This is a genomic window from Bradyrhizobium sp. 1, assembly GCF_023073315.1.
GTDB lineage: Bacteria > Pseudomonadota > Alphaproteobacteria > Rhizobiales > Xanthobacteraceae > Bradyrhizobium.
In genome coordinates this window covers 313,499-327,024 of sequence record NZ_JADPJH010000002.1, presented here as the reverse complement: position 1 = coordinate 327,024, position 13,526 = coordinate 313,499, and the positions used below count along the sequence as shown (strand labels likewise).

Below are 13,526 nucleotides of genomic sequence, written 5' to 3'. Positions count from 1 at the left end.
TTCAACGGCCGGGTGTCGTGAGCGATGGCGGCGCGGTGACACCGGCGCCGAGCGAACGCTGCACCATGACGGTGTCCGACCAGCGGCCGTGGCGATAGGCGACGCCGCAGAGCAGGCCGGCGCGGGCGAAACCGAACTTCTCGTGCAGCGCCAGCGAGGGCGCGTTGTCGGCATCGATATAGCCGATCATTTGGCGAAAACCGGCCGCCGCACAAGCGTCGATCATTCCCTGGAGCAGCAACCGTCCGACCCCGCGGCCGAGATGCTCATGATGGACGTAGATCGAATGCTTGGCGGTGTAGCGATAGGCCGGGCGCTTGCGGAACAGCACCGCATAGGCATAGCCGACGACCTCGCCGCGCCAGGTCGCGACCAGATGCGGCAGGCGCGTCTGCTTCAGATTCTTGCGCCGGTCGCGCAGATCATCCGGCTCCGGCGCGCCGGTTCCCTCGACATCGCGCGGCACGCCGTTGCGGACGTGATGGCGATAGATCGCCAGCATCGCCTCGACGTCGCTCTCGCGTGAGGGGCGGACTAAAACCTGTTCGTCATCCGAACGGGCAATCGCAGTTTCGTTCATCGGCACTTACTCGGCAACGACGTAGGTATAGAGCCCGATGCGGCCCTGCGCATCGATCTCCTTGTAGATGCCCTGGATCTCTACCTCGAAGCCCGGAAATGTGTTGAAGCAGGTCTCGAACATCTTGAGATAATCCACCATGGGCTTGGCGCGTTCCGTCAGGCGCTCGCCGGGCACGATGGTGGCGATGCCGGGCGGATAGACCACGAAGGGCGTGGTGGCGATGCGGCCCGCGATCGCTTCGATCGGCAAATAGTCGACGTCGTTCTTGAACAGATAGCGCGCGGCATCGCGCGGCGACATCGCGATCTCGGGCATATGCTCGGGCATGAACTGCCGGGCCTGGAGCGCGCTGACGTCGGCAGCGCGGAAGAAGCGGTGCATCTCGCCGCAGAGGTCGCGCAGCCGCACGCCAGCATAGCGCGCCTGCCGCCGCTGGTAGAACTCCGGGATTGCATCTGCCAGCAGCGCATTGTCGTCGTGCAACCTCTTGAACGCGACGAGACCGGAGATCAGCGTGCCGGCCTTGCTCGCCTCGACGCCGGGGGTGAGCAGGAACAGCAGCGAGTTGAGGTCGTTCTTTTCAGGCACGATGCGGTTTTCGCGCAGATATTGCGCGACCACAGGCGCGGGGATGCCGTGCTCGGCATAGGCACCGGTGGCGCGATCGAAGCCGGGCGTGAGCAGCGTCAGCTTGTTCGGATCGGTCATGGCAAAGCCTTCCGCGAGATCGGGAAAGCCGTGCCAGTTGGTATCCGGAGAGAGTTGCCACAGCGCGGGATTGGTAGCGATCTCGTCGGTGGACAGTGTTTCCCAAGCGACGTTATGCGCGCCGCCGGGGCGGCTGACGTCGGGGATAGCGACACGATCCGGCACGAACGGCTCGAAGAACCAGCGCCGATCGGAGTTCTGCTCCTTCTCCTCGAACTCCCGGCGCATCGCGCGGATTTTTTTGCGCAGCTCGATGCCGAGGCGGATCGTGTCGTCCCACAGCACTTCGCCGGAGCGACCCTTCATCATCTGCGCGCCGACGTCGAGTGAAGCGAACAGCGGATAGAACGGCGAGGTCGAGGCGTGCTGCATGAAACTTTCGTTGAAGCGGCGGTGCTCGACGCGGCGCTTCTGGCCACGGATGTGGCGATCCTTGATATGGATTTGGGATGCCTGCGAGAAGCTCGCGAGCTGCTTGTGAGTCGACTGCGTCGCGATGATACCCGGCGCCTCCGGGGGAAGATTAGTAAGCCCCATGGCGAAGCGGCCGGCATAGAGCGGGTGGAATTTCATGAATCCGGCCCAGGCCTCGTCGAACAGGATGTATTCGCAGAGATGGCCGATGCGCTTCAGGATCATCTCGGCGCTGTGGATCGTGCCGTCGTAGGTGCACTGCTCGACCACAGCGACGCGGAACGGCCGCTCCTTTCGCCAGGTCTCCTTGTCCGTGACCAGCGGATGGTTGCGGATCGCCTCGCGCAGGGCCTTTTCGTCCAGCGCGTCCCAGCGCATCGGGCCGATCAGGCCCCAGGCGTTGCGGACGGTCGGCACGTAAACGGGGATGCCGCCATTGATCATCAGCGCGCCGTGATGGGCGGCCTTGTGGTTGTTGCGGTCGAACAGCACGAGGTCGCCGTCGGTGACGAGCGCGCCGAGCGCGACCTTGTTCGAGGTCGAGGTGCCGTTCAGCACGAAATAGGTCTTTTCCGCGCCGAAAATCTGGGCGGCTTCCTTCTGCGCCTTCAGCGCCGGCCCCTCATGGGTGAGGAGGTCGCCGAGGTCGAGCACGGAGTTGTCGAGGTCGTCGCGGAACACGGACTCGCCGAGATGCTCGACGAACACCCGGCCGATCGGGCTGCGGTTGTAGAACACGCCGCCATTGTGGCCAGGGCAGGTCCAGAGCTGGTTGCCTTCCTCGGCATAGTCGACCAGCGCACCGAAAAACGGCGTCTTCAGCGTCTCGGCATATTGCTTGAGCCGGCTGATCAAATTCTTGGCGATGAAGGTCGGCGTCTCCTCCGACAGGAAGACATAGCCGTCGATGAAGTCGAGCACCTCGACGGGGAGGTCCTCGAAGCGCTTGCGCCGGATCAGCAGGATGATCGGGAAGTCGAGGCCGCGGCGCCGCATCAAATTGATCAGCGCTGAGGTCCTGCCCTCCAGGCCCTTCTTGCCCCAGTCCACCACCATGCAGCCGATCGCGGCATCGGTCTGCACGGCGATCTCGGCGTCCTCCAGCTTGCGGGCCCGGACCACCTCGAACCCGGAGCGCTGGATCTCCTCGACGATCTGGTTGAAACGGATGCCCTCGAGGTCGTCGGCATCGAACACGGGTGCGGCGAACAGGAAGTTGAAGCGCTTGAAATAGTCCATGTCAGGTCCTGAATATGCGAGAGAAATAGCTCTCGGCACATTCGATGACAGTTCGATGACAATTGCCGATCGAGCAGGGACAGTGTGACGGCGCGATCAGTCCAGCAACTTGTCCAGCGTGATCGGGAAACGGCGGATGCGCTTGCCGGTGGCATGGTAGACGGCATTTGCGATCGCCGCGGGAACGCCGACGACGCCGATCTCGCCCAGCCCCTTGATCCCAAGTTTGTTGATGTGCGCGTCCGGCTCGTCGACGAAGATCACGTCGATGTCGCGCACATCGGCATTCACGGGAATATGGTACTCGGCGATATTCGGGTTCATGATCCGGCCGAAGCGATGGTCCATCACCGTCCCCTCGTGCAGCGCCATCCCGATTCCCCAGACCACGCCACCCATGACCTGGCTGCGGCCGGTCTTGGTGTTGAGGATCCGCCCGGCTGCGACGGCGCTCACGATCCGGCTGACGCGAATGACGCCGAGCTCCTCGTCGACCTTCACCTCGGCGAACACCGCCGAATGGGTGTTGCGCGCGTGTTTCTTGTCTTCGTCGAACTGGTTGAGCTTTTCTTTCGCAATACGTTCGATATTGCCGTGGCGCATCGCGTCGGCGATCGAGACTGCGCGGCTGTTGTCGTTGGTCCTGGCAATGGTGCCGTCGACCAGGACCGTATCGGTCAACTCGGCGTCGGCGAGTGGCGAGCGATGCATTTTCGAGGCAAGGCTCAACAGTTCCTTGCGCACCTCCTCGGCGGCGGCAAGCACCGCATGTGCGCTCGAGGCCGCCATCCAGGAACCGCCTTCGACCGGCGCCTGTGGCAGGCTTGAGTCGGCTAGTTTGACGCTGATATTTTCGATCGGCAGTCCAAGCGCATCGGCTGCCACCTGCGCGACGATGGTGTAGGTGCCGGTACCGATATCCGATGCGGCACAAGACACTTCGGCGTGGCCGTTCGACGTCAGCACGATACGAACTGCAACCGGCATCTGGAGTGCTTCCCACACACCTGTCGCCATGCCCCAGCCGACCAGCTCCTTGCCGTCGCGCATCGAGCGCGGCGCCGGATTGCGCTTGCTCCAGCCGAAGGCGTCGGCGCCGCGGGCATAGCATTCACGCAGCTGCTTGCTGGTGTAGGGGAGATTTTCGCTCTGGTCACGGTCCGAGTAGCACTTCAGCCGCAGCTCGACCGGGTCGAGCTTGAGCGCGACGGCGAGCTCGTCCATGGCGCATTCGAGCGCGCAGACACCGGAAGCGGCGCCGGGCGCGCGCATGTCGCAGGGGGTAGAAACATCGAGCTGGACCAGCTTGTGGGAGAAACGGCTGTTCGGGCTGCTGTAGAGCTGTTCGGCCCAGCCGGTATCGTTGCGCGCAAAATCCTCGTAGCGTGAGGTGACGGCAATGGCTTCGTGCGTGACCGCATCGAGCGCGCCGTCGGTCTTTGCGCCGAGCGCGACGCGCTCGATGGTCATCGGCCGGTAGCCGAGCCCGTACATCTGCTGCCGCGTCAGCACGAGGCGAACGCTGCGCTTCAGCGCCAGCGCGCCAAGCGTTGCCAGCACCACCTGGTATTGCGGCCGCAAGCCGGAGCCGAACGCGCCGCCGACATAGGGCGAGACGACGCGGATATCATCCGGCTTCTTGTCGAACACGCCGCAGAGAAATTTGTGGACGTTCTGGACGCCTTGCGTCTTATCGTACACCGTGAGCTTACCGTCGCCGTCCCAGACCGCCGTGGTCGCGAACAGCTCCATCGGGTTGTGATGCTCGGTCGGGATGACGTAGTCCGCCTCGTGACGCACGGCAGCTCGGGCAAGGGCTCCCGCGGCGTCACCGCGCGGCTCATGCGGCTTGTCGAACTCGACTGCGCTGCCGCGCTCGCCTTCGAGATCGGTCGCAAAGCCGTGCGGCTCATATTCGACCCGCACGAGCGTGGCTGCGAATTTCGCGGTTTCCCACTCTTCCGCAACGACAAGCGCGATCGGCTGGCCGTTGAACTTGATCGTGTCGTCATACAGCGGACGGAACGGCGAGCCTTTCTCGGGCGCGACCTCGTCCTTCCAGGCTTCGTCGTTGCCCGCGAGCGGCGGGCGGTTCGCATGCGTCAGCACATCCAGCACGCCCTTCACCTGCAGGGCCGCGCTGGTGTCGAGGCGGGCGATGCGCCCGCGTGGAATAGTGGCTTCGACGACGAAACCATGAACGAGCCCGTCGGCAGGGAATTCGCCGGCGTATTTGGCGGCCCCGGTGACCTTGGCCCGGCCGTCGACGCGGGACGTTGGTGTTCCAACATAGGCGTTCATCGGTCCCTCACGCGATCTTCTTGTGAGCCTGCGATTGTGGTGTGGCGTTCGCAGCCTGCGTCAGCGTCCGCACGATGGCACGGCGTGCCAGCTCGATCTTGAAGCCGTTATGCGCGCGTGCGGTCGCGCCCGCCAGCAGCAGATCGGCAGCGTGCGAAAAATGATCCGCTGTTGCCGCCTGGCCGCGCAGCGCCGCTTCGGCTTCGAGGCTGCGCCAGGGCTTGTGTGCCACGCCGCCGAGCGCGATGCGAGCCTGACTGATTGCGTTACCCTCGAGTTCGAGCGCGGCCGCGACCGATACCAGGGCAAAAGCATAAGACAGCCGGTCCCGGATCTTCAGATAGCTGTAGTTCTGGGCGAAGCCGAGCGGCGGCAGTTCAATCGCAATGATGATCTCGCCGGTGCCGAGATTGGTGTCGAGATGCGGCTTGTCGCCGGGCAGACGATGGAAATCGGCCAGGGCGATGGTGCGCTCGCCGGACGGCCCGGCGACGTGCACCAGCGCGCCGAGCGCGGCCAGCGCCACGCTCATGTCCGACGGGTTGGTCGCGATGCAAGACGGGCTTGTGCCAAGGATCGCGTGGTTGCGGTTGAGGCCGTCGATCGCCGAACAGCCGCTGCCGGGATTTCGTTTGTTGCAGGGCGTCGCCGTGTCATAGAAATAGGCGCAACGCGTCCTCTGCATCAGATTGCCGCCAACGGAGGCCATGTTGCGCAATTGCGCCGAGGCGCCGGCCAGGATCGCACTGGCGAGCAGGGGATAGCGCTGCTCGATCAGCGGATGGTAGGCGAGATCCGAGTTGGGCACCAAGGCACCGATGCGCAAGGACCCGTCGGCCGTCTCCTCGAGCTTGCGCAATGGCAGGCGGGAAATGTCGATCAGCCCGGAAGGACGCTCGACATTCTCCTTCATCAGGTCAATCAGATTGGTGCCGCCCGCAATCAGCTTGGCGTCTGGATCGGCGGCGAGGAGGCGGATGGCATCGGCGACGTCGGCGGCGCGCGAATAGTGAAAGTTGTTCATGGCCGGCCCATTGCCTGCTGGATGGCGGCGACGATGTTGGGATAGGCGCCGCAGCGGCAGAGATTTCCGCTCATCAGCTCCCGGATTTCGTCGGCATCCTTGGCGTGGCCTTCGGCCAAGAGGCCGGCCGCTGAACAAATCTGGCCCGGCGTACAATAGCCGCACTGGAAAGCGTCGTGGTCGATGAAAGCCTGTTGCAGCGGGTGCAGCGTGGCATCCTCGGCAAGACCTTCGATCGTGGTGATCTCGGCGCCATCCTTCATGACCGCGAGCGTCAGGCAGGAATTGACCCGCCGGCCGTCGACCAGCACGGTGCAGGCTCCGCACTGACCATGATCGCAGCCTTTCTTGGTGCCGGTCATGCCCAGATGATCGCGCAGGGCGTCGAGCAGCGTCGTCCATGGTGCGAGGTCGAGGTCGCGATTGGTGCCATTGACGACGAGATTGACCGGAATGCGCTCCGGCATCTGGTGTGAGGCTTGAGCCATGTTGGAACACCCTACGCCTTGTCGAAAGCCGGGCTTCCTCAGGCGCTTCGGCCGCGCATGCAGGTTCCGCCAGGCGATAGCGCCCAACGGGCGGTGGGCCGCTTTGTTCCCAACGACGTCCGTGGCCGAAATGACTAGCGTTTCGCTTCGCCGAACACCACCGTCGGCACCGCGCGGTTGACCACCTCGCGCAGCGCGAAGCTCGACTGCACCCGCGCGACGCGCGGCAGGCGCGACAGCTCTGTGCGGTGGATGCGTTCGAAATCCTGGATGTCGCGAGCGAGCACGATCAGGATGTAATCGTCGGTGCCCGACATCAGGAAGCAGCGCACGACGGAGGGGCACTTCACCACCTCCGCCTCGAACGCCTTCAGCGCCTCGTCGCTCTGGCTCTCCAGCGCGATGCGCACCAGCACCGTCGTGGTGAGGCCGAACTGCGTCAGATCGAGCGCAGCCTGGTAGGCCTGGATGTAGCCGTCGTCCTCCAGCGCCTTCTGCCGCCGCGCCAGCGCGGTGCTTGACAGCCCGACCTTGTTGGCGAGCTCAGTGTGGCTGGCCCGCGCATTGGTGGTGAGTTCCGCGAGGATGGCGAGATCTTTCCGGTCGAGGGCCAATGTTTTGTTTCCAGCGTGAAATGGCATTTCCGCGCCGGAAACCGGCGCGGACGCCATCAAACTAGCGGATATTTGCACGAAACCAAACCGGCCCTCTCGCTACGATCAACGGCAGAATCAACGTATTGGCGAAGGAGCTTGAGGATGCGTGTCGGTGTGCCCAGGGAAATCAAGGTGCAGGAATATCGCGTCGGGCTCACCCCGGGCGCCGTCCGCGAATATGTGGCGGCCGGGCACCAGGTGACGGTCGAGACCGGCGCCGGCGGCGGCATCGGCGCGTCCGACGATGTGTATCGGCGGGCAGGGGCCGCGATTGCCGAGCGCGCGCGCGATATCTTTGCCACGTCCGACATGATCGTGAAGGTGAAGGAGCCGCAAGTAAGCGAATGGGCCCAGCTCCGCGAAAGCCAGATCCTGTTCACCTATCTCCATCTTGCGCCTGATCCCGAACAGGCCAAGGGCCTGCTCGCCTGCGGCTGTACTGCGATCGCCTATGAAACCGTCACCGACGCGGCCGGTCACCTCCCCCTGCTTGCGCCGATGAGCGAAGTCGCCGGCCGCCTCGCCGTCGAGGCCGCCGGCGCCGCGCTCAGGCGGTCGGCCGGCGGTCGTGGATTGCTGCTCGGCGGCGTGCCCGGCGTGCAGCCGGCGCGGGTCGTCGTGCTCGGCGGCGGCGTGGTGGGAACGCAGGCGGCGCGCATGGCCGCAGGGCTGGGCGCGGAAGTCACCGTGATCGACCGCTCTCTTCCCAGGCTGCGCGAACTGGACGATCTCTTTGCAGGCCGCGTGCGCACGCGCTTCTCGACGATCGAGTCGGTCGAGGAAGAAGTGTTCGCCGCCGACGTCGTGATCGGCGCGGTGCTGGTGCCGGGCGCGAGCGCGCCAAAGCTCGTCACGCGCGCGATGCTGAAATCGATGCGGCCGGGTGCGGTACTGGTCGATGTCGCGATCGACCAGGGCGGCTGCTTCGAGACCTCGCATGCGACCACGCACGCTGAACCGACGTATGAAGTCGACGGCGTCGTGCATTACTGTGTCGCCAACATGCCGGGCGCGGTGCCGGTGACGTCAAGCCAGGCGCTGAACAATGCGACACTGCCGTTCGGATTGATGCTCGCGAGCAAGGGCTTTGCCGCGGTGCTGGAAAATCCTCACTTGCGCAACGGGCTGAACGTGCATCGCGGCCGCATCACCAACAAGGCGGTGGCCGAGAGCCTCGGAATGGACTTTGCTCCGGTGGGAAGCGGGCTCGCTGCTTAGCGTTTACGCCGGCTTGCGATGACGGCTGCCGAGTGCGGCCTCGATCGTTTCGGGATTCTCGATGCGTTCGATCAGCATCTCGATGCGGTCGCCGCCCCAGAACAGCTCGCCGTTGAACACCATGGTCGGAACACCGAACACGCCGAGCGCTTCGGCCTCGTCAATGATGCGGTCGTGCTCGGCGCGGGCAGGGCCGTTGACATAGGCCTCGAATTCGCTGGCTGAGCCGCCGCATGCCGTAACGACATCGGAGATTGACGCGAGATCGTCGATCTCCAGCTCATGGCTCCAGAACTTGCGGAACACCATGTCGTGGTACGGACGGAAGAAGCCGTGGGCCTGCGCGAACAGCATCCCGGCGCTGGCATAGAACGCGTCGTAAATCCGTCGCGGCCCCTTCATGACGAGCCCCTGCGCATTGGCATAGCGCCGCGCGTCCATATAGGCGTAGCGCACCTTGCGCCAGAAATGCGGCGTACGTTCCTCCACCGTGCCCATGAACTCGGCGACGCGGAGTGTATAAGGCAGCCATTCCAGCTCGACGCCGTGGCTCTCCTCGAGCGCGAACAGGCGCTTGTTGGCGACGAATGCATAGGGGCTCTTGTAGTCCGTGTAGATGCGAACGCGCGGCTTCGGCATGGCGGGCTCCCTTTCTTCCTTCCTTCCCCCCTTGCGGGAGAAGGTGGCGCGAAGCGCCGGATGAGGGGTTCTATCCACCCGCGCTATCGTTCGTAGGGATAGAACCCCTCACCCGGTTTCGCTTCGCGAAACCACCCTCTCCCGCAAGGGGAGAGGGTGCACTGTCGTCGTGGCGCGATCAACGCCTGGTCTCTACGCCTTCGTCAGCCGATACTGCCCCAGATCCGGATCGTGTGTCATGCGCCAATAGTCCACGAACCGCCAGGGCATCGCCGAAAACACGCGGCCGCTGGAGTTACGATAGTAGGTGCTCATGCCCGGATGGGTCCAGATCATCCCCTCGTGCTCGGCATCGACCTTGCGGACGTAATCGTCGAGCACGTCGGGGCGGACATCGATCGCGGCGACGTCCTGCTCGATCATGCCGGCGAGGCAGGCGGAAATGTAGCGGCTCTGGCATTCCGACTGGAAGATCACGCTGCCGCCATGCGCGGGACCGGAGTTGGGGCCAAGCATGCAGAAGAAGTTGGGAAAATCCGGCACGGTGAGGCCGAGGAACGCCTTCGGATTGTCGTTGGCCCAGGCCTCGCGCAAATCCTTGCCGTCGCGGCCGCTGATATTGAGGCGCGCTGCCATCTCCGTGACCTTGAAGCCGGTGGCGACGACGATGATGTCGGCGGGGCGGTGCTCGCCGTCGGCGGTGACGATGCCGCCCGCGTCGAAACGGTCGATCGCGTCGGTGACGAGCTCGACATTGTCCCGCGTCAATGTCTTGAACCAGTTGTTGTCGAGCAGGATGCGCTTGCCATAGGGCGGATAGGTCGGGACGCACTTCTCGATCAAGTCCGGCCGGTCCTTCAGCTCGGCGTGGATGAAGTCCGTCAGCTCCTGGCGGTGCCGGTCGTTGCCCTTGTTGACGGCGCGCGCCGGATGCGGCCAGGTCGGGTCCTTGCGCAGGAAGGGTAGAAGGCCATCGCCGTAGCGCCAGAACATGTTGAAGCGGTACCACTGCACATAGAACGGCAGATGTGCCAGCAGCCAGCGCGCGCCCTCGCTGATCGGATCGGCATAGCCCTTTACCGGCCGCGCCCATTGCGCGCTGCGCTGATAGACCGTGACCGAGGCGACGCGGCCGGCGATCGCCGGCACGAGCTGCATCGACGTCGCACCAGTGCCGATCACGGCGACATGCTTGCCGTCGAGTGCGATATCGCCGGACCACATTGCCGAATGCAGGATCGTTCCCTTGAACTCTTCCTCGCCCTTGAAATGTGCGCGCGAGGGATCGTTGAGCTGGCCGATGGCTGAGACCAGCGCGGTGGACTCGAAGGTCTCTTCGCCATTCTCAGTCTTGAGCGTGGAGATCCAGCGCCGCTTGCCGTCGTCCCAGCGCGACGAGGTGAGCTCGGTATTGACGCGCAGATGCTTGCGGATGCCGTATTCGTCTGCGACCTTCAGCAGATAGCCAAGCAGTTCCTCGCGCTGGCAGAAGTAGCGCGTCCATGCATTGCCCGAGCCGAACGAATAGGAATAGGAATGGTTCGGCGTGTCGACCCCGCAGCCTGGATAGCGGTTGATCCACCAGGTGCCGCCGAGCTCGTCATTCTTCTCGACGATGGTGTAGGGGATGCCGAGATGGCCGAGCGCCACGCCGAGCGCGATGGCGCAGACGCCGGCGCCGACGATCAGCACGTGCTGATCGGCGAGTTTCTCGTCGGAGGGGCGCCTGGTCCAGCGCGGCTCGCGCGGCACAAAGCCCATCTCCTCGCGCATCAGGGGCGCGTATTCCGGCGCGACGTTCTCGCCGAGGCAGGCGCGCATCATCCTGAGCAGCAGCCCCTCGCCGGGATCGGTGATCACGGGTTTGGGCATGCCGTCGGCAAACAGCTTGACCACCGCGGCGCGGATTTCATCCTGGACCTCCCGAGGCACCCCGGCTTCGGGATCCGGGATGAGGCGGATGTCACGCTTGGGCAGGTAAGGCGGTTCGAGCCATTTCTCGTCGCCGGTCATGTGCACGAGCACCATCAGCAGACAGCGGATGTCGCCCTCGGCGATGGCGGAAGCGATATCGAACGGCTTGTGTGGAGATGCGATGTTCATGGCGTGTCCTGATCTCCGGATGAACTGAAGAGGCCGCGCGTCATCAGCTTGCGATAGGCCGAGATGACGTGGTCGGGTACTGCGGTGACACCGTCGGCCGAATAGGAGTAGCGGCGGCTGAGATAGCCGCGCGAGCCCATCAGCATGTGGACGATGGCCTCGAATTCCTCGTCGCTGTAATCCTCGATCGCGCCTGACCCTCGCGCGCGACGCAAGATGCGGACATAGGCGACCGAGATGTTGTCGAGATGCTTCTGGTAGCCGATGGGTGCGAAGAACTCGGCCTCGTTGAGGATGCGCAGGAATTCCGGAACCTCGCGGATGAAATCGAAGAAGGCCGAGAAGCGCGCGATCTCCTGCCGCGCCGCATCCGCATCGCCGGTGCGGGCACGGATGAACTCGACCATGTCGAGGCCGATCTTGGGCAGCAACTGGTCGAGCAGCTCCTGACGGTTCTCGAAATGATTGTAGAAGGTGCCCTGCGCGACGCCGGCCTCCTCGGTGATGCGCGCGACGGAGGCTTCGGCATAGCCATGCTTGCCGACGACTTTCGTCGCGGCCTCAAAGATCTTCTGCTTGGTCCAGGCGTTGCGCTCGACGCGGTTGAGCTTTGTGATCTTGGCGTTGGCTTGCGTCATTCAGACGTCTCCAGCTCGGCGCGCAGCACGCGCTTGAGAATCTTTCCCGACGGATTACGGGGCAGGCTGTCGCGGATGATCAGCTGTTTCGGCACCTTGAAACTCGCCAGCCGGGCGCGGCAGTGGTCGGTGAGGGCAGGGAGCTCCAGCGTCGCGCCCTCGGCGAGCACGACGATGGCGACGGGACGCTCGCCCCAGCGTGCGTCGCGCAGGCCGATCACCGCGACCTCGCGCACGTCAGGCAAATCGTAGATGACACGCTCGACCTCGGAGGAGGCGATGTTCTCGCCGCCGGAGATGATCATGTCCTTCTTGCGGTCGGTGAGATACAGGAAGCCCTCGTCGTCGAGATAGCCGACGTCGCCGCTGCGGAACCAGTCGCCGAAGAAGGAGGCTTCAGTCTTCTCCGGATCCTTCCAATAGCCGCGCGTGATTTTGGGACCACGCAGGCAGATCTCGCCGTTGACGTTCGGCGGAAGCGCATTGCCATCTTCGTCACGGATTTCGATCTCGACATGGGCGATGGCGCGGCCGGTCGAGCCGATCTTTTCGATTTCGCGGCTGGCTTCCATGAAAGTGTCGCCGCCGACGGTCTCGGTGAGACCATAGGCGTCGATATAGCGCGCATTGCGGAAATAGTCCGAGAAGGCGCGGATGCGCAGCTCCGGCGTCTTCTCGCCGCCGCCGATCGCCCATGTCAGGCTGGAGACGTCGTACCGGTCGCGCGTGGGGCAGGTGAGCATCGCGGTGGTCATTACGGGCGCGAACCAGGCGGCGTTGAGCTTGTCCTCCGCGATGGCCGCGAGCGCGGCTTCCGGCTCGAAATTACGCTCGATGCGGATCAAGCCGCCATGCCAGAGCACGGCGATGCCGGGCAGATCGAGCGCGCCGACGTGGTAGAGCGGGCCGACGACGAGAAGGCGCGTGTCGGCGCCAAGGCCGAGCGCGATGGTCTGGTCGGCCGACTTCCAGTAGAAATTATCGTAGGTGAGCATCACGCCCTTGGGGCGGTCGGTCGTGCCCGAGGTGTACATCAGCCGCATCAGGTCGGATGGCTGGCGGACGTGCATCGGTGCAGGCGCTGCGTCGCCCGCGAGACATGTGACGCTTTGCTGTGCGGCTTCGTTCAGCACAACATTCTTCGCGCCGGCTGCGTTCGGCGCCAGTTCCTCATCGACGATCAACAGCCGCGCGCCGGCATTGCCGGCGATGTAGCCGACCTCGTCGCGGGACAGGCGAAAATTGATCGGCAAAAACACCGCGCCGAGATGGCTGGTGGCGAAGACGAGTTCGAGGAAAGCCGCGCTGTTCTTCATCAGCACGGCCACGACATCGCCGGCGCCGATGCCTTGCGCCGCGAGCCAGCCGGCCACGTGCCGGATGCGCGCGTCGAACACGGCATAGGAAATCTGCTCGCCGCGGTATTTCAGCGCGGGCCGTTCCGGCGTTCGTCGGGCGTGGAAGGCGATGAAGCTTGAAAGGTTGATCATTGTGCGGTTTCGGGCCGATTGCCGG

Annotated in this window: 11 protein-coding genes; 1 reads left to right on the top strand and 10 read right to left on the bottom strand. The window is 64.3% G+C overall.

Annotated elements, in window-relative coordinates; translation table 11 throughout:
- Position 1 precedes the first annotated feature (1 nt).
- The 6 genes from IVB29_RS01420 to IVB29_RS01395 all read right to left on the bottom strand — a co-directional run bounded on the left by IVB29_RS01420 (position 2) and on the right by IVB29_RS01395 (position 7,371).
- Entirely contained in the window at positions 2-580 is a 579-nt protein-coding gene (locus IVB29_RS01420) for a GNAT family N-acetyltransferase (RefSeq protein ID WP_247501599.1), read from the bottom strand.
- Positions 581-586: 6 nt separating this feature from the next.
- Positions 587-2,944 (bottom strand): Orn/Lys/Arg decarboxylase N-terminal domain-containing protein, encoded by a 2,358-nt coding sequence (locus IVB29_RS01415; RefSeq protein WP_247501598.1) that lies wholly within the window; start codon positions 2,942-2,944, stop codon positions 587-589.
- A 96-nt stretch (positions 2,945-3,040) separates the two neighbouring features.
- The gene (locus IVB29_RS01410; protein ID WP_247501597.1) at positions 3,041-5,245 is read right to left on the bottom strand and encodes a xanthine dehydrogenase family protein molybdopterin-binding subunit; all 2,205 of its coding nucleotides are present in this window, start codon (positions 5,243-5,245) and stop codon (positions 3,041-3,043) included.
- Between the two features lie 7 nt (positions 5,246-5,252).
- Positions 5,253-6,269, bottom strand: a complete 1,017-nt coding sequence (locus IVB29_RS01405) for a xanthine dehydrogenase family protein subunit M (protein WP_247501596.1) — start codon at positions 6,267-6,269, stop codon at positions 5,253-5,255.
- On the bottom strand, positions 6,266-6,757 hold the full coding sequence (locus IVB29_RS01400; protein WP_247501595.1) for a (2Fe-2S)-binding protein: 492 nt from the start codon (positions 6,755-6,757) through the stop codon (positions 6,266-6,268). The genes IVB29_RS01405 and IVB29_RS01400 overlap by 4 nt, the downstream gene beginning before the upstream one ends.
- A 134-nt stretch (positions 6,758-6,891) precedes the next feature.
- Positions 6,892-7,371: an Lrp/AsnC family transcriptional regulator gene (locus IVB29_RS01395; RefSeq protein WP_247501594.1), complete on the bottom strand. Its 480-nt coding sequence runs from the start codon at positions 7,369-7,371 to the stop codon at positions 6,892-6,894.
- 144 nt (positions 7,372-7,515) lie between these two features.
- On the opposite strand from IVB29_RS01395, the gene ald reads away from it, so the two are divergent.
- Complete coding sequence (gene ald / locus IVB29_RS01390; RefSeq protein WP_247501593.1) at positions 7,516-8,631, top strand: alanine dehydrogenase; 1,116 nt, start codon at positions 7,516-7,518, stop codon at positions 8,629-8,631.
- 3 nt (positions 8,632-8,634) lie between these two features.
- Here ald and IVB29_RS01385 read toward each other — a convergent pair whose 3' ends face one another.
- From IVB29_RS01385 to IVB29_RS01370, 4 genes are all read right to left on the bottom strand, one after another.
- Entirely contained in the window at positions 8,635-9,270 is a 636-nt protein-coding gene (locus IVB29_RS01385) for a DsbA family protein (RefSeq protein ID WP_247501592.1), read from the bottom strand.
- Between the two features lie 192 nt (positions 9,271-9,462).
- Positions 9,463-11,373 (bottom strand): NAD(P)/FAD-dependent oxidoreductase, encoded by a 1,911-nt coding sequence (locus IVB29_RS01380; protein ID WP_247501591.1) that lies wholly within the window; start codon positions 11,371-11,373, stop codon positions 9,463-9,465.
- Positions 11,370-12,011, bottom strand: a complete 642-nt coding sequence (locus tag IVB29_RS01375; RefSeq protein ID WP_247501590.1) for a TetR/AcrR family transcriptional regulator — start codon at positions 12,009-12,011, stop codon at positions 11,370-11,372. The genes IVB29_RS01380 and IVB29_RS01375 overlap by 4 nt, the downstream gene beginning before the upstream one ends.
- Positions 12,008-13,501: an AMP-binding protein gene (locus IVB29_RS01370; protein WP_247501589.1), complete on the bottom strand. Its 1,494-nt coding sequence runs from the start codon at positions 13,499-13,501 to the stop codon at positions 12,008-12,010. The genes IVB29_RS01375 and IVB29_RS01370 overlap by 4 nt, the downstream gene beginning before the upstream one ends.
- Positions 13,502-13,526: the final 25 nt, after the last annotated feature.

What these genes read in the sequence shown, in the direction of transcription:
- IVB29_RS01420 (WP_247501599.1), bottom strand. Translation starts at nt 580, where the DNA reads ATGAACGAAACTGCGATTGCCCGTTCGGATGACGAACAGGTTTTAGTC.
- IVB29_RS01415 (WP_247501598.1), bottom strand. Translation starts at nt 2,944, where the DNA reads ATGGACTATTTCAAGCGCTTCAACTTCCTGTTCGCCGCACCCGTGTTC.
- IVB29_RS01410 (WP_247501597.1), bottom strand. Translation starts at nt 5,245, where the DNA reads ATGAACGCCTATGTTGGAACACCAACGTCCCGCGTCGACGGCCGGGCC.
- IVB29_RS01405 (WP_247501596.1), bottom strand. Translation starts at nt 6,269, where the DNA reads ATGAACAACTTTCACTATTCGCGCGCCGCCGACGTCGCCGATGCCATC.
- IVB29_RS01400 (WP_247501595.1), bottom strand. Translation starts at nt 6,757, where the DNA reads ATGGCTCAAGCCTCACACCAGATGCCGGAGCGCATTCCGGTCAATCTC.
- ald (WP_247501593.1), top strand. Translation starts at nt 7,516, where the DNA reads ATGCGTGTCGGTGTGCCCAGGGAAATCAAGGTGCAGGAATATCGCGTC.
- IVB29_RS01385 (WP_247501592.1), bottom strand. Translation starts at nt 9,270, where the DNA reads ATGCCGAAGCCGCGCGTTCGCATCTACACGGACTACAAGAGCCCCTAT.
- IVB29_RS01380 (WP_247501591.1), bottom strand. Translation starts at nt 11,373, where the DNA reads ATGAACATCGCATCTCCACACAAGCCGTTCGATATCGCTTCCGCCATC.
- IVB29_RS01375 (WP_247501590.1), bottom strand. Translation starts at nt 12,011, where the DNA reads ATGACGCAAGCCAACGCCAAGATCACAAAGCTCAACCGCGTCGAGCGC.
- IVB29_RS01370 (WP_247501589.1), bottom strand. Translation starts at nt 13,501, where the DNA reads ATGATCAACCTTTCAAGCTTCATCGCCTTCCACGCCCGACGAACGCCG.